Below are 20,319 nucleotides of genomic sequence, written 5' to 3'. Positions count from 1 at the left end.
GATGGATTACTCGCTCGGCGTGGTTTCCTTGAACTTGCCGTAGCTCAGCAGTTTTTCATGGCGCGCGGCCAGCAAGTCCTTGGTTTTCATGCCGTGGAACTGGCGCAGGGTGTCGGCCAGTGCGCGTTTCAGCAAGGTGGCCATCTGTTTCGGATCGCGGTGGGCGCCGCCCAGCGGTTCGTTGATGATCTTGTCGATCAGGCCCATGGCTTTCAGGCGGTGCGCCGTCAGGCCCAGCGCTTCGGCCGCGTCGGAGGCGCGCTCGGCGCTCTTCCACAGGATCGAGGCGCAGCCTTCCGGCGAGATCACGGCATAGGTCGAGTATTGCAGCATCAGCACGGCATCGCCCACGGCGATGGCCAGCGCGCCGCCGGAACCGCCTTCACCGATGATGGTGGCGATCAGCGGCACTTTCAGTTCGGCCATCACGTACAGGTTGTGGCCGATGGCTTCCGACTGGCCGCGCTCTTCCGCATCGATGCCGGGAAAGGCGCCCGGCGTGTCGACGAAGGTGAAGATGGGCAAGTTGAACTTTTCAGCCACTTTCATCAGGCGCATGGCCTTGCGGTAGCCTTCCGGTTTCGGCATGCCGAAATTGCGCATGGCGCGCTCTTTCGTGTCACGGCCCTTCTGGTGGCCGATGACCATGCACGGCTGGCCGTTGAAGCGGGCCAGGCCGCCGACGACGGACAGATCGTCCGCGTAGCTGCGGTCGCCATGCAATTCGTGGAAATCAGTAAAGATTTCATTCACGTAATCCATGGTGTAGGGGCGCTGCGGGTGGCGCGCGATCTGCGCCACTTGCCAAGGCGTCAGCTTGGCGTAGATATCTTTGGTCAGCTGCTGGCTCTTCTTGGCCAGGCGGTCGATCTCTTCCGAGATGTCGACGGCCGAATCGTCTTGCACGAAGCGCAACTCTTCGATCTTGGAATCGAGTTCCGCGATCGGCTGTTCAAAATTGAGGAAAGTCGTTTTAGTCATTGTACCTCCAGGTTTTACAGGCCACGGCGCCAGGGCGCGCGGCGTCATCTATGTTTATTTTACCGTACCGGCTGGTGCGCCGGGGGCTGCATCGGATGCGGCAGGGGCGGCTGCAGGGTCGAGACTGCGCCACAAATACCACGTCGCCACGGTGCGCCACGGTTCCCAATTGGCGGAAACCTCGCGCGCATCGCTGCGGGAAACTGGTTCGCCGGAGAAATAATTGACGCTGATGCCCTGGATCAAACCGGGGTCGTCGAGCGGCAAGACATTCGGCCGGAGCAGATTAAATATCAGAAACATCTCGGCTGTCCAGCGGCCGATGCCGCGGATCTGCACCAGTTCGGCGATGACGGCTTCGTCATCCATCTGGTCCCACTGGCTCGCGTGCACGCGTTTGGCCTTGAAATGGTCGGCCAGGTCGAGGATGTATTCGGTCTTGCGTTTGGACAAGCCACAGGCGGACAGCTGCTCGGCGCCCGCCTTCAACACTTGCGAGGGCGTGCATTTCGGGCAAGCCAGCAACAGCTTTTTCCAGGCGGCATCAGCCGCCTTGGGCGTGATCTGCTGCCCCACCAGCGAACGGGCCAGGGTGGTAAACGGGTCGCTATGGCCGACCAGGTGCAGGTCGCCAAATTGCGGGATAAGCTTTTTCATGATGCGGTCGCGCTTCATCAGCTCGATCTTCGCCTCTTCCCAGTAGTGCGGCACCTGGATCACTTGCGCCAATTCCGTCACCTTGGGCGCTTCCCCGTTTTCCCTGGACGTTGGCATCATGCGCGGCGCCAGTTGGTCGAGCCGTCAGGCTTGTCTTCAAGAATGATGCCCGCCGCCAGCAGCTCGGCACGGATCTTGTCGGACTGGGCAAAGTCGCGCGCCTTCTTCGCCGCGCTGCGCGCCGCGATGGCCGCTTCGATGCCGGCCGCCTCGCCCTGTCCACCGGCGGCAGCGCCGACGGTCGCTTGCAGGAATTGCTGCGGCGTGCGTTCGAGCAAGCCAAATACGCCTGCAAGGCCCTTCAGTTGACGCGCCAGGGCTGGGGTTTTGTGCTTGTTGACTTCCGTTGCCAGGTCGAACAGGGCGGCCACGGCCAGCGGCGTGTTGAAATCGTCGTCCATGGCTTCGCGCACGCGCACGGCATGCGCTTCGCTCCAGTCGATGGCGCCCTCTTCCACCGCCACGTCGGCCAGCGCCGTGTACAAGCGGGTCAGGGACAGGCGCGCGTCATCGAGATGCACGTCCGAGTAATTCAGGGGGCTGCGGTAGTGCGCGCGCAGGATGAAGAAGCGGATCACTTCGGCATCGAACTTTTGCAGCACTTCGCGGATGGTGAAGAAGTTGCCGAGCGACTTGGACATTTTTTCATTGTCCAGGCGCACGAAACCGTTATGTATCCAGTAATTCACGCTGGTATGGCCGAACGCGCCTTCGGATTGGGCGATCTCGTTTTCGTGATGCGGGAATTGCAAATCCGCGCCGCCGCCATGGATATCGAACTGTTCACCGAGCAAGGCGCAGGACATGGCCGAGCACTCGATATGCCAGCCCGGACGGCCCTTGCCCCACTTCGAATCCCATTTCACTTCTTCCGGCTCGGACTCTTTCGACGACTTCCACAGGACGAAGTCGAGCGGATCGCGCTTGCCCGTGTTCACGTCGACGCGTTCGCCCGCGCGCAGGTCGTCGAGCGACTTGCCCGACAGCTTGCCGTAGTGGGGGAAGTTGCGCACGGCGTAATTGACGTCGCCATCCGCGCCCTGATAAGCCAGATCCTTGGCTTCCAGCTGTTCGATCAGGCGCAGCATCTGCGGCACGTATTCGGTGGCGCGCGGCGTGTGGTCGGGCGTCAGGATGCCCAGCGCGGCCGTGTCTTCATCCATGTACCGGGTGAAACGCGTCGTCAGCTGGGAAATCGTCTCGCCGTTTTCCACGGCGCGGCGGATGATCTTGTCGTCGATGTCCGTAATGTTGCGCACATAGGTGACATCGAAACCGGACGCCTTCAGCCAGCGGTAGATGACATCGAACGCCATCATCATGCGCGCATGGCCTATATGGCAATAATCGTAGATGGTCATGCCGCAAACGTACATGCGTACCTTGCCTGCTTCCATCGGGACGAATACCTGCTTTTCGCGAGCCAGGGTGTTGTAAATCTTTAGATTGCTCATCGTGCTTTGCAAGTGGAGCGGCCGCCAGCCTGGCAAAACGACAGACAGGCGCGGACACCAGGGGTGCCGCGCCACTGAACTGCCGTGTGCGCCGAGACTGTACGACCCGCTATATTGTTGTTCTTGTTTGTTAGAATTAGGGCGTTAGCGGTCAAGTATAACATTGATAAAAACCATACTGGCCCGATATGAATCAGGTTTTTACGATGTTCAACCGAAACTCACTTCTTTTGGCAACAACGCAAGTTTAAAGAAAAATAACGATCAAGGACGCCTTCATGCAAGAAATCAAATCGAAACGCCTGTCTTTCCTGGCCCGCTTTTGCACCCTGTTTGCCGGCCTGACCCTGGGCAGCGCCGTCGTGGCAGCCGCTCCGGCGACCGCTCTCGACCCAACGCCGCACGTGGCCCTGAAAACCAGCATGGGCGAGATCGTGCTGGAACTGGACCAGGAAAAAGCACCGAAAAGCGTGGCCAACTTCCTGCAGTACGTCAACAGCGGTTATTACAAGGGCACCGTGTTTCACCGCGTCATCGACGGCTTCATGATACAGGGCGGCGGCTTCGACAAGAACATGAAACAGAAAGCCACCAAGGCGCCGATCAAGAATGAAGCGCAAAACGGCTTGCAAAACGTCACCTACAGCATCGCCATGGCGCGCACGGGAGACCCGCATTCGGCCACCGCGCAATTCTTCATCAACGTCAACGACAATGGCGCGCTCGACTACCCTGGCCGCGACGGCTTCGGCTACACGGTGTTCGGCAAAGTCGTCAGCGGTATGGACGTGGTCGACAAGATCAAGGCCGTGCCGGTAGCCGACAAGGGCCCGCACCAGAACGTGCCGGTCACCCCCGTGGTGATCGAATCGGCGACTTTACTCAAGTCCGCGCCCGCAAAACTGTAAAATAGCGTTTTTGCGGCGCCGGCCTGGCTGGCGCCACTGAATCAATTATTCATCCAATTTATTAAGGATTATCATGACCTCCGTCATCATCACCACCAATCTGGGCAAGATCACCGCTGAACTGGACGCCGAGAAAGCGCCGAAAACGGTTGCCAACTTTCTGGCCTACATGAAAGCCGGTCACTACGACAACACGATTTTCCACCGCGTCATCGACGGCTTCATGATCCAGGGCGGCGGTTTCGAGCCAGGCATGAAACAAAAGCCTGCCGACACCACCGTGGAAAACGAAGCCAAGAACGGCCTGAAAAACGATACCTACACGCTGGCCATGGCCCGCACGTCGGATCCGCATTCGGCATCGGCCCAGTTCTTCATCAACATCAAGAACAACAGCTTCCTCGACTATCCAGGCCAGGACGGCTGGGGCTACGCCGTGTTCGGTAAAGTCACCGACGGCAAGGAAGTCGTCGACGCCATCCGCGCCGTGAAAACCTCGCGCGCCGGCATGTTCGCCGACGTGCCAGTCACCGATGTCATCATCGAAAAAGTCGAAGCAGTTTAATTCGGCCACTGCACCATGAATAACAGGCATTGCAGCGTTTTCGCCTCTCCATGCACTTCACTTTTTGGGAGCGTTGAACGATGACAATGCCTGCCGCACTCTTTATTTCCGACCTGCATCTGCAGAGCTCGCACCCGCGCACCAGCGCGGCGTTTCTTTCTTTCCTGGAACACCATGCGCAATATGCGCAGGCGCTGTATCTATTAGGCGACCTGTTCGAATACTGGGCCGGCGACGATGACCTGGAAGACCCGTTCAATGCGCGCATGACGGCCGCCATCCGCGCCGTCAGCGATGCGGGCGTGCACGTCTACTGGATCGCCGGCAACCGCGACTTCCTCGTCGGCTCCGGCTTTGCCGCCGCCGCCGGCGCCACCCTGCTCAGCGAACCGCACGTGGCCACGATTGCCGGCCAGCGCATCGTCTTGCTGCACGGCGACGCCGAATGCACGAAAGACGTCCAATACATGGAGTTTCGCGCCATGGTACGCCAGCCCGCCTGGCAAAAACAGTTCCTGTCCATGCCGCTGACGCAACGCAAGGCCATCATCGACGGATTGCGTCAGAGCAGCCGCCAGCACAATGGCGAAAAATCCATGGACATCATGGATGTCACGCCCGATGCTGTCGCGCAAGTATTTGCCGAACACGCGAGTACCGTCATGATCCACGGCCACACGCACCGCCCTGCCCTGCACCAGGTCGACAATACCTTGCGCTATGTCTTGCCCGACTGGGAATGCGACGTGACGCCGCCGCAACAGCCGCGCGGCGGATGGATCGCCATCGATGCGCGCGGCAACATCACGCGCCACGACCTGAACGGCGACATCATCGACTAGGCTTGCGCCGACTGCCGCACGGGCGTTTGTCCGATAGCCGCGCCCGCCTGGCCCTGCTGTAATGGCGCCATGCACACTGTTTACATCGGCACGGCCGGCTGGAGCCTGTCCAGCGCCGCCGCCAGCCACTTCCCCCTCGATGGCAGCCATTTGCAGCGCTATGCCCAGGTCTTGCCCTGCGTGGAAATCAACAGCTCGTTCTATCGACCGCACCAGAGCGCCACTTACGCGCGCTGGGCCGACAGCGTGCCCGCCCATTTCCGTTTCAGCGTGAAATTGCCACGCAGCATCACGCACGAGCGGCGCTTGCGCGACTGTGCAGCCGAACTGGAACGCTTTGCGGGAGAGGTCATGCAACTGGGGAATAAACTGGGCTGCGTGCTGGTGCAGCTGCCGCCCAGCCTGCGTTTCGAGGCGGACGTGGCCGCCGCATTTTTCCTTACCCTGCGCCAGCGCTTCGACGGCATGCTCGCGTGTGAAGCGCGCCATCCCAGCTGGTTCGAGGCAGACGCAACCGAGCTGTTAACGATGCAGCGCATCACGCGCGTGCGCGCCGATCCGCCTGCGGGACAGCCGGGGCCGCACATACCGACGACCAGCGTGGCCTACCTGCGCCTGCACGGCAGCCCGAAAATATATTATTCCGACTACCGGGCCGACTACCTCAGGGCGCTGGCCGCTGAATTGCACACACCAGCGCATGTGGACAGCTGGTGCATCTTCGACAATACGGCGGCCGGGGCCGCCCTGTTCAATGCGCTGGATTTGCAGGCGCGGCTGATGGGCTTGCCAGCCGCACAGCTGCGCACCTAGGGCAAGGGCGTCTGGATCACTGCCTGGGCGGTAAAACCATATACCACGCCATTGCCGACGGCGAAGGTGCTCAGTACAGGAGAAGCCCAGCCCAGTTTCGGCGTAGAAATAACACCGGCCGTGTCGATTCTGCGTATGGCGTCCTGGCTCCCCGTGTACAGATTGTCATTGGCGTCTATTGCCAATGGGAAATAGTCACCTGCCATCAGACTGCCGGTTCCCGGCGGACCATCTTTGCCATCGCTCCGCAAGGAGGTGCCGGCAAAATGGCTGACATCCCCATTCTGCGCCACCTTGAAGATCACATGATGCTCGATGTCTTCAAAGTAGAGCGCTCCGCGGCGGTCGACGGCCAGGCTGGCGGCTGAAATATAGTCGCGCGTGCCAATCTTTCCATTCAATGCCTTCATGGCATTCGCGAAGGGTAACAACAAGGTGAACTCGCCGCCCGGCGGACGCCGATAGATGCCGTCGCCGACATTGTGCACCCAATAAACATTATCTTGCTGGTCAACCGCTAGCGCGAAGCGCGTACCATGCGAAACTGGCAATTCCGCAATACTGGATACCTCACCCTGCTTGTTAATCTTGCGTAAAACAAGCCACGGCATGCCATGGTATTGGTCAGCAAAATACAGGTTGCCATCCTTGTCAAAGACCATGGCCACCGGTCCATCCAGGGTCGCGGTGCCACGCCCGCCATCGACCCGGCCGTCTTTTCCCGCAATACCCGCAAAGATACTGACCTGGCCATCGGGCGTCACGCGACGGATGACCTTGTTGACATCATCGGCCAGGTAGACATTCCCCGCTCCATCGGCCACGACGGCTCTCGCGTAGCCCAACGTCAGGCGCGCGGCAGCGCCAACGCCATCGACGAGGCCGATATGTCCCGGCAAGGCTGTCAGAGTCGACAGCTTTCCATCCTGATCCAGCCTGCGCAGCATATGCCGGCCCAGGTCATACACGACCATGGCACCGGAAGGCTCCAGCACCATTTCAGTGAGCTGTTTGAAGCCTGGTGCCTGACCGTTCGCATCAGGCATGCCAGCACCGAGCACGGTGCTCACCCTGCCATCTGCCTGCACTTTCCGAATGCTGCCGCCATCGGCCAGCAGTAACTCGCCATCGCGGTTGAACTGCATGCCGCGAATGCGGGAAAAGCTGGCAGCGCCACCGATACCGTCGACAGAAGAATTCTGCGAGCGATTCCCCGCCACCTTGACCGCCATGCCATTCTGGATGCGGAATAAATAACCTCCAGTCACATCGCTAAAATACACGTTTCCAGCAGGATCAATCGCCAATCGGCCCACGCTTTGATAGTTGCTGTTGACTTCAGGCATGGGAGCAAATGCCCACGCCAAAGTGCTGACCACGCCGTTCTCCGTGACGCGGCGTATGGTATTTTTGTGTGCATCGACCAGCAGTACATCACCGTTCACATCGATGGCCATGCTGCCAGGCAAGCCAAAACGGGCTTGCTCCTTCTGTCCATCTACATACGCAGAGGCCGGCTCAAGATCATCAACCTCACAACTGCTGCGCCGCTGGCCGGCAACCGTACTAACCATGCCTGCTGGCGTGATCTTGCGCAAGACGGCGTGACAGTAGTCACTCACATAGAGATTCGCCTGGCGATCAATTGCCAATCGAGAACCTGCGATAAAGGAAAACGTGGCGCTCGACACCGGGCCATCATCTACGCCACGCTTGCCCATCACGCCTGCATACACGCTCAAGGTGCCATCGGCACCCAGTTTATGGATCACTTGATTGCCCGCATCGGCGATATAGTAGTTCCCAGTAGCATCGCTGACCATACCTGCCAGCAGCTGGATTTTCTCCTGCATCCCGGCCAGCACGACGGGCAGACAACGCACGGCGAGCGTAGTGACGTCAGCATTGCCCATCGTCGCAGAGCCTTGCGCAATGCTGCAGCCTAGCCCCTCGGAGGCGCTGTCGACCTTGCCTTCATAACTGGTGCCCGCCGCCAGCTTGCCGGCAAAGCTGAAGGGACCGTTGGCCGTGACGGTTACTTTATCCGCGCCGTTTGCCAGCACGACGCTGGCGCCAGGCAGCAAGCCGCTGACCGTGCCGCCCAGCAGGTATCGTGGCGTTTCGACAGGTGCTACGGGCGTGGCCGTGCCGCCGCCGGAACCGCCGCCACAGGCGCTCAGTCCGGCCAGCAGGGCGATGCCACAGCTGGCGCGTCTGAACAGGTTTTGCAACTCGTCATATCGATTGATCATTGCTGCTTTCATGGTCAGTGGCGACGATATTCGCCAGAAGCTATCAAATAATTTTTTCAAACACGCAACATTATAGTTTCCACATGATTAGAAATCATCGAACTGTTGACATTTATATTTTCACTGTTATAGTTAACTACAACACCAACTCAATACATCACGGAGCTTCGATGCCTACAGCACTTTTTATGCGCCGCGCCGTCCCGCCCTTGTGGGAGCGCATCCCATGAGCGCGGAATGGAACGACAATAGCCCCATCTACCGGCAGCTCAAGGCCAGGGTGGTAGGCATGATGCTCGATGGCGTGCTGCAGTCCGGCGACGCCTTGCCTTCGGTGCGCCAGGTGGCGGCCGACTATCAATTGAATCCCATCACGGTCTCGCGCGCCTATCAGGAACTGGTCGACGATGCCCTGGTGGAAAAACGCAGAGGACTCGGCATGTATGTCTTGGAAGGTGCCCGCGACAAATTGCTGGCCAGTGAACGCGAGCGCTTCCTGCGCGAGGAATGGCCAGCCTTGCTGGAACACATCACCCGCCTGGGCCTTGACCTCGATCAACTGCTGCAAGCGAGCCGCGATGCCGGCGCACACGGAGAGAACGCATGAATGCATTGAACAAGGACAGCGTCATCAGCGCGCGCGGCCTGCGCAAGCAATATGGCAAGCAGGTGGCCATCGACGGCATCAGCTTCGATATCGCGCCGGGGCGCATCGTCGGCTTGATCGGCCCTAACGGTTCCGGCAAGACCACCACCCTGAAAGCCATCCTGGGCCTGACGGGCTTCGATGGCGACTTGTCGGTGCTGGGGCGCGATCCCCGCGTGCAGCGCGATGCGCTGATGGAAGACGTGTGCTTCATCGCCGACGTGGCCATCCTGCCAAGCTGGCTGCGCGTGGCAGACGCCATCGATTTCGTTGCTGGCGTGCATCCACGTTTCGACCGCAGCAAGGCCGAACGCTACCTGGCCCACACCAAGCTGTCGCCGAAGATGAAGGTCAAGGCCATGTCGAAGGGCATGGTGGTGCAGCTGCACCTGGCGCTCGTGATGGCCATCGACGCCAAACTGCTGGTGCTCGACGAGCCGACCCTGGGCCTGGACATCCTGTACCGCAAGCAGTTTTACCAGAACTTGCTGGAAGACTATTTCGATGAAAACAAGACCATCGTCATCACCACGCACCAGATCGAGGAAGTGGAACACATCCTCAGCGACCTGATGTTCATTCGCGACGGCAAGATTGTGCTGGCGTCCAGCATGGAAGAAGTGGGCGAGCGCTACATCGAGGTGATGGTGGGCCCGCAGCACGTCAATCCGGCGCGCGCCCTGCAGCCGATCAGCGAACGCAGCGTGTTCGGCAAGTCGGTGATGCTGTTCGACGGCGTCGCCCGCACCCAGCTGGCCGCCCTCGGCGAAATACGCACGCCCGCCCTGGCTGACCTGTTTGTCGCGACCATGAAAGGATCGTACCAATGAGTATTTCCCCGGTAAACAAGATGCAATGGCTGCTCCGGCGCGAGTTGTGGGAACACAAGGGCATGCTGCTGTGGACGCCTGCCGTGATCGGCGTCGTCATGACGGTGCTGGGCGCCCTGATGGCGGCTGCGACCGTCGCAAAGACCAAAATGCACACGGCGCTCATCGTCAATGGCGAGGAAATTTCCTGGAGCACCGTTTTCAATACGCGCACCTTTGGTCCGCGCCGCACGGAAATCATCGACGCCGTCGCCAATAACTATACGTATGCGGCTGCGCCGCTGTTCCTGGCGCTGGGTTTCCTCGTGTTCTTCTATTGCCTGAGCGCCCTGCATGACGACCGCCGCGACCGCAGCGTGCTGTTCTGGAAATCGCTGCCCATCTCGGATGCGCAGACGGTGCTGTCGAAAGCGGCCATCGCCCTGCTGGTCGCGCCGCTGATCGTGGCCGCTGCCGCCAGCCTGACGTCGCTGGCCCTGATCCTGATCCTCAGCGGCGTGCTGGCGGTCAACGGCATCCACGTGTTTGCCGAACTGCTGGGCTCTTCCGGCCTCTACCTGGGACCGCTGCGCGTGTTCGGCTTGCTGCCAGTGTATTGCCTGTGGGCCTTGCCGACGGTGGGCTGGCTGCTGATGGTATCGAGCTGGGCCAAGTCGAAAGTCTTCCTGTGGGCCGTCGGCGTACCGCTGCTGCTGCTCATCCTGACAGTCTGGGCCGGCAAGCTGACGCAGACGGAAAGCGATGTCAGCTGGATACAGATGAATGTCATCGGACGCGCCCTGCTGGGCACTCTTCCCGGCAGCTGGTATCTGTTCGAACCGGAACTGCTGCCACGCATGCACGCCCTGGCAGAGGGAGGATCGCACATGACGCGCATCGATGTGTTCAGCAATTCCTGGTCCAGCCTGGCCTTGCCAGCCGTCTGGCTGGGCGCAGCGGCAGGCGCGGCCCTGATTTACGCCGCCATCCGCCTGCGAAGCTGGCGCGAGGAAGGCTGACAGCGCGCCACCGCATCCCCGTAAAAAACGCCCCGCCCGCCGGGGCGTTTTCATTTTTCCCTGTTACGCCGCCGAAAATAATCACTATCGTGCTGATAGTGATTATTAACAAATCCCCTCGCCAAATAAAGACTATTCATTCGATAGCATTAATTAGATATAAAAATTACAAATAATTATTCCTATCGTATTTTATTACCAATCAAATTTGATAATCACCGGACAAAAAAGCAACAACTAGCAAATCGATAGCGAGACGATTTTTGAGATGAAAGGCGCAGAAATGCTGGCGCATGGCAGCAGATTCATCCGGAAAGCCCTGTTTCGTGACAATACGTGATTATTCACTTGCGCAAAGCTTGACAGAATAGAGTCATGGAAAATGATCAAAATGAAATTGAAAGTTTCAAAATTGAAATTACCATCAGAGTGAGGGCAGGTGCGGACGTCCTGTAAATATGCCATCCTGCCAGTGTGTATCGTAAAGCAAGCCAGTTACGGGCGAAGCAAAATACGAGAAATAAGCGCCATGCAAAACAAATGCAAAATTAGTATTTTTAATATCAAGGATCAAGCGCTCTTTTACGCCAGCGATTTTTTTCCAATTATGTTTTACTTGCCACTACCAACATCGGCAACACCAGAGTTCGACCACGGCCCAAGCCACGCCGGAGTAACCAAGGAAACGAAATACATTATTGATTTTTTAATATCTTAAAAAATTGAACGAATATCCAACCTCTTCCGGAGACTTTAAAATGGCCACCATCCAAAATCCAGCACAAGTTCCCGTCAATGCCGAAGGCCTTGGCGCCAAGGTCGCGACACCCGCAAAAAAAGTCGCCAACCCGAAAAACGGCGACCGCAAGCAGTATGACGAAGATGAACTGGTGCAAGGGGCCGATGCCAGCCAAAGCATGCCGCCTGAAAATGTCGTCGAAGTCACGGGAAGCGCCGATACGGGCAATGCCGGCGCCCTGGGCGCGGCCGCCGCTGTAGCGGCAGCCGCCGCGGCAGCCGGTGGCGGTGGCGGTGGCAGCGGCGCCGCAGCAGGCCAGGCCGGCAACGGCAGCGCCGATCTCGGCACGCCGCAAAGCGACAACAATGGCGGCGCGGCAGGCGCGGGGGCTGGCGCCGCCGGGATCCCCAGCGGCAGTGTCGTGGATGTCGCCGGGGCATCGGCTGGCGCGGGCGCGGGTGCCGGCGCAGCAGGCGGATTGGGCGGACTTGGCGTGCTGGGCGCGCTCGGCGGACTTGGCCTGGTTGCCGCCGCGGCAGGCGGTGGCGGCGGAGGCGGCGCCGCAGCTGGCGGCTCGGGTACGGGTGGCACGGGGACGGGAGGTACCGGCACGGGCGGTACGGGTACGGGCGGCACGGGCACGGGCGGTACAGGCACCGGTGGCACGGGCACCGGTGGCACGGGTACAGGCGGTACGGGCACGGGTGGCACGGGTACAGGCGGTACGGGCACGGGTGGCACGGGAACTGGCGGCACGGGCGGCACCGGAGGAACGGGCGGCTCGACCGGCGGCCAGGGCGGCGCGGGAAATCAATCCACCACCACCGTCGTGACCGACGCGGCCGTGCTGGCCGCCGCCGCAGCGGCGGCTGCCGCCAGCAACGCCCTGGCCGATGACGCCAGCGCCACCGCGGCAGCAGCCACGGCAGCAGCTTCGCTGGCAGCGGCGAATGCCGCCATCCTGGCCGATCAACTGGCGGCACAGGCTGCCGCCGCAGCGGCAGCAGCCTTGCTCGCTGCCAATACCGCCACCAGCGACGATACGCTGGCAGCCAGCACGGCAGCCGTCGTCCCCGGCGCGCAAGCGGCCGCTACCGCCGCCACGAATGACGACAGCGCGGCAGCCACCGCTGCCGCTGCCGCTGCCACCTCCCAGGCCGCCGCCACGTCGGCGCAAAATGCTGATGCGGCTGCCGCCACGGCCGCCGCCAACGCCGCCGCCGCACACGCCGCGGCCGATGCGGCGCAAACGCAGGCGGACCAGACCAACGCCCCGGCATTGCAAGCCATCGCCGATGCGGCCGACGTGGTCGCCGCCGCAGCCAACACCCAGGCAGCGCTGACCGACGCGGCAGCGCTGGGCGTCATCTCCGCCAATGATGCCGCCGCTGCCGCCGCCGCCACGGCGCTGGCCAATGCCACGGACGCCGCCGCGCTGGACCTGGCGGCCACCGCCGCCGCCAATGCCGCCGTCACCGCAGGCATCCAGGCCAGCCTGACGGATGCCGCCGCCCTTGCATTGATCTCCGATGCGGATGCCGCCACCGCCGCCGCTGCCGCCACCGCGGCCGCCGCCACCGATGCCGCCGCCCTGGCTGCCGCCTCGAACGCGGCCGCCACCGCGGCAGCGAATGCGGCGACAGCTGCCAATGCCAGCGATGCCGCGGCACTCGGCATCGCTGCCACCGCCGCCGCGAATGCGGCCACCGCGGCCAGTACGCAAGCGGGCCTGACCGATGCCGTCGCCTTGAGCATGGCAGCGGACGCCGCCGCCGGCGTTGCCGCCCAGGACGCTGCCATCGCCAACGCCACCGACGCCGTCGCCCTGCAGGCTGCCGCCAATGCGGCCGCCACGAACGCCGCCAATGCACAGACGCAAGCGAACATGACGGACGCGCCCACCCTGGGCCTGATCGCCGACGCCGCCACCGCGGCGTCGGACGCAGCACAGCTCCAGGCCGGCTTGACGGATGCGGCCGCACTGGCCCTGATTTCCGATGCCGACGCTGCCGCAGCCGCCGCAGCAGCCCTTGCCGCCAGTACCGATGCCGCCGCGCTTGACGCCGCCGCAGCCCTTGCCGCCACCGTGGCGGCGAATGCAGTCGTCACGGCCAGCCTGAGCGACGCGGCCGCCCTGCAAATCACGGCCGATGCGGCAGCCAGCACGGCCGCCGGCGCCGCCACGCAAGCGGCATTGACGGACGCGGCCGCCCTGCAAGTGATTTCCGACGCCGATGCCGCCGCCGCGCTGGCCGCGCAAACGACGGCCAACCAGACGGATGCGGCCGCCCTGGCCGCTGCCGACGCGGCCGCCGCCAGCGATGCCGCCAATGCGCAAACAGTGGCCGACCAGACCGATGTCGTCGCCTTGCAGCAAGCAGCCGACCAGGCGGACGCCGATGCGGCTGCCGCCAATTCGCAAGCCAGCCTGCTGGACGTCAACGTCGCCCTGAATGCGTTCAATCTGGCCAACCTCGCCGCCCTGGCCGCCAATGTCACGGCTGGGCAGACCAGCGTGCTCGATCTGACGGCCACGGTCAATACCTTGCAGATCGGTGCCGATAATGCCGATATCTCTGCCGCCCTGTTCGATGCCACCATCCTTGCCGGCATCTCCACCGCCGATGCGCTGGCGGCAGCCGGCCTGCAAACCATCGCCGACCTGACCAATGCCGATGCGCTCATCGCCACGGCGGCCGCTGCCGTCTCGGCGGCGGAAACGGCCGCCCTGCTGGGCGGGATCGATATCTCGGCCGTCAGCGCAGCTGCCGCGGCACAGGCGGCCGCCGCGGCGGCCGCCACCACAGCCTTGCTGACCGATGCCGGCACGCTGGGCATTGCCTCCACTGCCGACGCTGCCGCTGAACTTGCCGCCCAGACTGCCGTCACCACCTTGACGGCCGCCAATACGCTGGCGCAAAACGCGCTGACCACGGCACAATTTGTTGCCAATCAGACCGACGCCGTGGCCCTGGGCCTGGCCTCTTCCGCAGCCGATGCGGCCGCAGCCCTGGCCGTCACGACTGCCGGCCAGACCGACGCCATCGCGCTGAGCCTCATCTCGAACGCCGATGCGCTGGTCGCTACCTCCGCCGCCAACCTGGCCGCGCTGACGGATGCCACGGCGCTGGGCGTGATCTCGACCGCCGACGCCACCCTGGCCGCCACCCTGCAGGCGACGGCCAATCTGACGGATGCCGCCGGCCTGGGCCTGCTCGCCACGGCCGCTGCCGCTGCCGCCAATACGGCGACGAATGTTGCCAACCTGACCGATGCGGTGGCACTGGGTACGCTCTCGACAGCGGCCACCACCGCCGCCAATACGGCAGCCGCCACCGCCGCGCTGACCGACGCCACAGCCTTGGGCCTGGTCGCCACGGCCGACGCGGCCGCCGCTTCCGCCCTGCAAACGACGGCCAACCTCACCGACGCCGTGGCACTGGGCCTCGTGTCGACGGTCGCCAACACGGCCGCCAGCACCGCTGCCGCCGTTGCCAATCTGACCGATGCCGTGGCGCTGGGCACCGTCTCGACGGCCGCCACGGCCGCCGCCAATACGGCAGCTGCCACGGCCGCCCTGACCGACGCCGTCGCACTGGGCTTGACGGCCACCGTCGATGCGGCCGCCGCCACCGCCGCACAAACAACGGCCAACCTGACGGATGCCGTCGCCCTGGGCCTGGTAGCGACCGTCAATGCCACCGCCTCCACGGCCGCCGCCGCCGTCGCTGGCCTCACCGACGCCGTCCTGCTGGGTACCGCCCACACGCTCGACGTCACGGCCGCCACCGTGGCGGCCACCAAGGCCGCCTTGACGGATGCCGCCGCCCTGACCACCGTCGCCAACAACGATGCCGCGAATGCCGCCGCCCTGGCTGCCTATTCGGCCGCCCATCCGTTCGACCTGGTGGCAGCGCTGGCGGCCACCGTCGCCGCCACCACGGCCGGCTTGTCGAACACCGCCGCACTGGCGGCGCAAGCCGATGATGCGGCCGCCGCCTCGACAGCAGCTACGGCCGCAGCGTCCCTGACAGCCCTGAACAATGCGCTCGCGGCCGACAGTGCCGCCACCGCCGCCGCCACCCTCGCCCTGACGTCCCAGGCGGCGGCCACCGCGGCGGCGCTGGACGACACGCTGGCGGCCACCGCCGCCGGCGTGGCCGCCACCTCGCTGGCAGCGGCACAGGCGGCGCAGGCAGCCGATGCCGCCGCCGCCGCGACGGCAGCGACGGCGGCCAACGCCCTGGCCGCCTTGAATGCGGCCCTGCAGGCGGACGCAAATGCGGCCGCCACGGCCGCCGCCGCCATCACGGCGAGTACGGCCACCGCCGCCGCCGTCGCCGACGATCTGGCCGCTGCGACGGCCGCCACTGTCGCCAACGTCTCGCAAGCGGCCGCGCAAGCGGCGCAGCTGGCCGACAATGCCGCCGCCAGCGCCGCCACCATCGCCGCCAACGCGCTGGCGTCGCTGAATGCGGCCTTGGCCGACGATGCCGCGGCCGCTGCGGCTGTACTGAACTCCACCAATGCAACGGCCGCCGCCGTTGCCGCTGCCGCCGCCGATACAGCTGCCGCTGCGGCCGCCGCCGTGGCAGCCATCTCGGCCGCCGCCACGCAACATGCGCAAGCGGACGATATCGCCGCTGCCGCCGCCGCCCTCACGGCGTCCGTCTCGCTGGCAGCCACGCTGGCCGCGCAGGCCGCCGATGCGGCTGTCGGCACGACCGCGGCAGCGGCGGCGAGCGCGCTGGCCGCGCTGAACCAGGCCCTGAACGACGATAGCCTTGCCGCGGCAGCAGCCACGGCGGCGGCCAACGCGCAAGCGGCCCTGAATACCGCCACGACCACACTCAACGCGGCGATATTGACGGCCAGCGCCTCGCTCGCCGCCACGAATGCCGCCCTGGCCGACGACGCCACGGCGGCAAGCACGGCGGCGGCAGCGGCAGCGGCCCAGCTCATTGCCGATGCCGCGCTGCTGGCCGATGCAGGGCTGGCCGCGCTCGCAACGGCAGCCAACAATGCACTGGCAGCAGCCAGCGCAGCGCTGGCCGCCGACGATGCCGCCGCCAATGCCGCGCACACGGCAGCGCTTTCGGCGGCCGCCACCCTGGCGGCGCAGCTGGCCGATACGGCAGCCCTGAATGCCCATGCCGCGCTCAATGCGGCCATCGCCAACCTGAACGCGGCGGTAACGGCCGATACCAACGCCCTGGATGCCGACAATGACAGGACGCTGAAACTGAACCTCCTCCTCACCGCCCAGGGTGCGGCCGATGACGCGGCCCAGGCCAATGCCAATGCGGCTGCCGCCCATGCGGCGCTGGCGGCGGCGCAGGCCGACGATGCGGCGGCTGCCACCGCTGCCGCCAATGCGACTGCCGCGCATGCGGCGGCCGTCGCGGCGCAAAACGCCGATGCCGCTGCGGCAGCGGCAGCGGCGCAAGCGGCCATTTCCCTGGCCGCCACCCTCAATGCCCAGGCGGATGACGCCACCGCGGCAGCGGCCGCCACGGCCGCCGCCAATGCGCAACTGGCCCTGGACGCAGCCCTGGCAGCGGACGCCAACGTCGCCGCCACCGCGGCCGCGGCAGCGGCCGCCCAGCTGGCGGCGCAAAACGCGCATGATGCCGATGTTGCGGCAGCGGCAGCGGCCGTTGCCGCTGCCATCACCCTGGCAGCCACGCAAGCGGCGCAGGCAGACGACGCGGCAGCCGCGCTGGCAGCGGCCAATGCCGCCAACGCCCAGGCAGCGCACGACGCCGCCGTCGCCGACGACCAGGCAGCTGCGGATGCCGCCGCCACGGCAGCGCTGGCGCAAACGGCTGCCACGGCAGCGGCAGCCGCGGATGCTGCCGCCAGCGCCAGCGCCGCCGCAGCGGCAGCATCACTGCTCGCCGCCCAGGCGGCGCAGGCCGACGACACGGCAGCCAATCAGGCAGCGGCCAATGCCGCCGCCGCCACCGCCGCGCACACGGCCGCCATCGCCGCCGATGCGCTGGCCGTCAGCACGGCAGCAACGGCGGCCAGCGCACTGGCTGCAGCCACGGCGGCGCAGAACGCCGACGACGCGGCCGCCGCAGCCGCCACCCAAGCCGCCATCTCGCTGGCGCTCACCCAGGCGGCTCAGGCCGACGATGCGGCGGCAGCGGCAGCCACGGTCAACGCCAACAACGCGGCGGCAGCGGCACTTGCCGCCCATGCGGCCGATGCGGCAGCGCCGCTGGCGCAGGCGCAGGCCGCCGCTTCCCTGCTTGCCCTGCAAGCGGCGCAAGCCGACGATGCGGCCGCCGCCAGCGCGGCAGCGGCAGCGGCGCAAGCGCACGCCAATGCGAGTGCCGCGTATGCGGACGATGCGGCAGCGGCCCAGGCCAATGCCGACGCGCAGGCTGCCGACGTGGCCCTGGCACAGGCGAACGCCATCGCCGCGCAGACCGACGCCAGTGCCCTGGCCATCGTGGCGAATGCGGACGCCGCCAACGCCGCCGCCGCGCAAGCGCTGGCCGACCAGACCGATGCCGTGGCCCTCACCCAGGCTGCCGATGCGGCAGCGGCAGCGGCGCTGGCAGCGGCGCAGACAGCCGCCCTGACGGACGCCAATGCCCTGCACCTGGCAGCCGATGCGGCAGCAGCCGCCGCCCTGCAGGCGCAGGCGCAGGCGGACCTGACGGACGCCAGCTCGCTGACGGTGGCGGCGAATGCCGATGCCGCCGCAGCGGCGGCAGCCCAGGCCCAGGCCGACCTGACGGACGCGAGCCAGCTGTTCGTGCTGAGCCAGAATGCCCTGCACAACCCGCTGACGGTGGCCGACTTCAGCACCGGCCTGCCGGCTGCCGGCGGCGACGTGATCGACATGTCGGCCATCGCCGACCTGACGGCGTCGGTGGCCGTGGGCGTCAACGTGGGCACGGACTTCAGCAACAATAACCTGTTCATCTTCGACGGCACGTCCGTGTCGATCGGCGCGGCGGCCAGCGCCATCGCAGCCGACGACAGCGTCTTGTCGGGCCAGGGCTACATCGTCATCGCCGATGCGCAAAACAGCGGCGCCGTGACGGTGTATCACTCGAGTGACCTGAGCAACGCCAATGCCATCGACACGGCGCTGGTGCTGCTGAGCGGGGTGAACATCACGCAACTGACAGCGGCCAACTTCGTCGTCTGAAGCAGGGCACCCACGCCAGGCGCCGCGCCTGGCACGGCGGCGGGAGCGCAAGACAGCGCGCTCCCGCCACACATTGAAATGCGTCAGGCCTCGGGCCGGAAAAATACGGGATGAGATTACGCGGTTTCCCAGCACTATCCTCACTGCCACGCATCGCGGCCTTGCTGGCGGCCGTGGCCATGGCATCGGTATCGTCCTTTGCCAGCGCCCAGGGCGCCACCGCCTGGAGCTTCGACCAGGTCTTGCAGCAGGCGCTGCAAAGCCATCCCGCCGTGCAGGGCAAGCGTTCGGCGCAGGCTGCCGCGCGCGCCGAACTCGATGGCGCGCAATGGCAGCGCTTTCCCAGCCTGTCGGCAGAAGTGCCCACCGGTTCGCAGGAAACGGGCGGCGTGGTGCGCATCGAGCAGCCGCTGTGGAGCGGCGGACGCATCGACGCCGGCATCGATGCCGCCGGCAGCCGGGTCGATGCGGCCGGCGCCGCCATCGAGGAAGAACGCCTGACCCTCTCTTTGCGCGTGATCGCCGCCTACACGGAAGCGCTGCGCCAGACGGCGCGCGTGCGCTCCGCGGAGGCGGGCCTGGCCGAGCACCAGCGCCTGCTGGACATGATCAAGCGCCGCGTGGTGCAGTCGGTCAGCTCGCAGACGGACCAGCGCCTGGCCGAATCGCGCGCCTACCAGGCGGCCAACGACGTATCGAATGCGCGCCAGGCGCTGGAAAACGCGCTGGCGCAGCTGTCGCAACTGGCAGGCAAACCCGTGCGCCTCGTCAGCGGCACGGGCATCGGCGTGGGCGAACCGCTGCCCGACGCCAGCCTGGAGCGGGTCATGCGCCAGGCCATAGCCTATTCCCCCACCCTGCACCGCCTCGATTTCGAGGCGCAGGCAGCCGATTCCGAGATCACCATGCAGCGCTCGGCCTACATGCCGAAGGTGGTGCTGCGCATGGAAAAGCCCACAGGCGGCGGCATCAATGCCGACAACCGCGCGCGCGCCATGCTGGTGCTGCAGGCGCAGCCGGGCGCGGGCTTGTCGGCCAAGGCTGGCGTGGATGCCGCCGTGGCCCGGCGCGAAGGCGCGCGCGCCGCGCACGACGTGGCAGAACGCGAGGTGCGCGAGCGTTTTACCCTGGACTGGAACGAAGCCGAAGCGAGCCGCCAGCGCCTGGGCAACGCGGGCGAGGCCAGCACCACCTCGACGCAGGTATTCGAATCGTATGCGCGCCAGTACGTGATCGGCCGCAAGAGCTGGAACGACGTGCTCAATGCCGTGCGCGAAGCGACCCAGGCGCAGTTTTCACTGGAAGACACGCGCGCGCAAGCCATCGCCGCCAGCCTGCGCCTGGCCGCGCAAACGGGCACCCTGGCCGGGCGCACGGCGCCGGCAGGCATGGCGCGCGCGAATTGACAC

At 64.8% G+C, this 20,319-nt stretch carries 13 protein-coding genes; 9 read left to right on the top strand and 4 right to left on the bottom strand.

Translation table 11 applies throughout. The features are described from left to right. Nucleotides 1–6: 6 nt before the first annotated feature. From LSO07_RS11410 to cysS, 3 genes are read right to left on the bottom strand one after another with little or no spacing between them, the layout of a single operon-like run. Nucleotides 7–981 carry an acetyl-CoA carboxylase carboxyltransferase subunit alpha gene (locus tag LSO07_RS11410; RefSeq protein WP_034756951.1) on the bottom strand — a complete coding sequence of 325 codons (975 nt, stop codon included), beginning with the start codon at nt 979–981 and terminating at the stop codon, nt 7–9. A 54-nt stretch (nt 982–1,035) separates the two neighbouring features. After that, entirely contained in the window at nt 1,036–1,755 is a 720-nt protein-coding gene (locus LSO07_RS11405) for a DNA-3-methyladenine glycosylase family protein (RefSeq protein ID WP_225317449.1), read from the bottom strand. After that, nucleotides 1,755–3,152, bottom strand: coding sequence for a cysteine--tRNA ligase (gene cysS / locus LSO07_RS11400; protein WP_151094223.1), 1,398 nt, complete (start codon nt 3,150–3,152; stop codon nt 1,755–1,757). The genes LSO07_RS11405 and cysS overlap by 1 nt, the downstream gene beginning before the upstream one ends. Nucleotides 3,153–3,430: 278 nt before the next feature. On the opposite strand from cysS, the gene LSO07_RS11395 reads away from it, so the two are divergent. The 4 genes from LSO07_RS11395 (at nt 3,431) to LSO07_RS11380 (ending at nt 6,280) form a co-directional block, all read left to right on the top strand. Continuing rightward, entirely contained in the window at nt 3,431–4,060 is a 630-nt protein-coding gene (locus LSO07_RS11395) for a peptidylprolyl isomerase (protein ID WP_174718096.1), read from the top strand. Nucleotides 4,061–4,133: 73 nt separating this feature from the next. Then, the gene (locus tag LSO07_RS11390; RefSeq protein ID WP_092610294.1) at nt 4,134–4,625 is read left to right on the top strand and encodes a peptidylprolyl isomerase; all 492 of its coding nucleotides are present in this window, start codon (nt 4,134–4,136) and stop codon (nt 4,623–4,625) included. Between the two features lie 86 nt (nt 4,626–4,711). Next, nucleotides 4,712–5,467, top strand: a complete 756-nt coding sequence (locus tag LSO07_RS11385) for a UDP-2,3-diacylglucosamine diphosphatase (protein WP_151094221.1) — start codon at nt 4,712–4,714, stop codon at nt 5,465–5,467. 69 nt (nt 5,468–5,536) lie between these two features. Further along, nucleotides 5,537–6,280: a DUF72 domain-containing protein gene (locus LSO07_RS11380; protein ID WP_151094219.1), complete on the top strand. Its 744-nt coding sequence runs from the start codon at nt 5,537–5,539 to the stop codon at nt 6,278–6,280. Here the strand turns inward: LSO07_RS11380 and LSO07_RS11375 are convergent. Beyond that, nucleotides 6,277–8,592 (bottom strand): hypothetical protein, encoded by a 2,316-nt coding sequence (locus LSO07_RS11375; RefSeq protein ID WP_151094217.1) that lies wholly within the window; start codon nt 8,590–8,592, stop codon nt 6,277–6,279. The two genes, LSO07_RS11380 and LSO07_RS11375, sit on opposite strands and share 4 nt — an antisense overlap. 166 nt (nt 8,593–8,758) lie before the next feature. Between LSO07_RS11375 and LSO07_RS11370 the strand changes: the two genes are divergently transcribed. The 5 genes from LSO07_RS11370 to LSO07_RS11350 all read left to right on the top strand — a co-directional run bounded on the left by LSO07_RS11370 (nt 8,759) and on the right by LSO07_RS11350 (nt 20,316). Then, a complete protein-coding gene (locus LSO07_RS11370) occupies nt 8,759–9,139 on the top strand; it encodes a GntR family transcriptional regulator (protein WP_034784016.1) in 381 nt (126 codons plus the stop codon). Then, the gene (locus LSO07_RS11365; RefSeq protein WP_151094215.1) at nt 9,136–10,008 is read left to right on the top strand and encodes an ABC transporter ATP-binding protein; all 873 of its coding nucleotides are present in this window, start codon (nt 9,136–9,138) and stop codon (nt 10,006–10,008) included. The genes LSO07_RS11370 and LSO07_RS11365 overlap by 4 nt, the downstream gene beginning before the upstream one ends. Then, entirely contained in the window at nt 10,005–11,006 is a 1,002-nt protein-coding gene (locus tag LSO07_RS11360; RefSeq protein WP_151094213.1) for a hypothetical protein, read from the top strand. The genes LSO07_RS11365 and LSO07_RS11360 overlap by 4 nt, the downstream gene beginning before the upstream one ends. A 758-nt stretch (nt 11,007–11,764) precedes the next feature. Further along, a complete protein-coding gene (locus LSO07_RS11355; RefSeq protein ID WP_151094211.1) occupies nt 11,765–18,910 on the top strand; it encodes a hypothetical protein in 7,146 nt (2,381 codons plus the stop codon). A 110-nt stretch (nt 18,911–19,020) separates the two neighbouring features. Beyond that, on the top strand, nt 19,021–20,316 hold the full coding sequence (locus LSO07_RS11350) for a TolC family protein (RefSeq protein WP_151094209.1): 1,296 nt from the start codon (nt 19,021–19,023) through the stop codon (nt 20,314–20,316). The last annotated feature ends 3 nt before the right edge of the window (nt 20,317–20,319 follow it).

This window comes from Janthinobacterium sp. PLB04, from assembly GCF_021165895.1.
Taxonomy (GTDB): Bacteria; Pseudomonadota; Gammaproteobacteria; order Burkholderiales; family Burkholderiaceae_D; genus Janthinobacterium; species Janthinobacterium lividum.
This window is presented reverse-complemented; position numbering and strand designations above follow the sequence as displayed.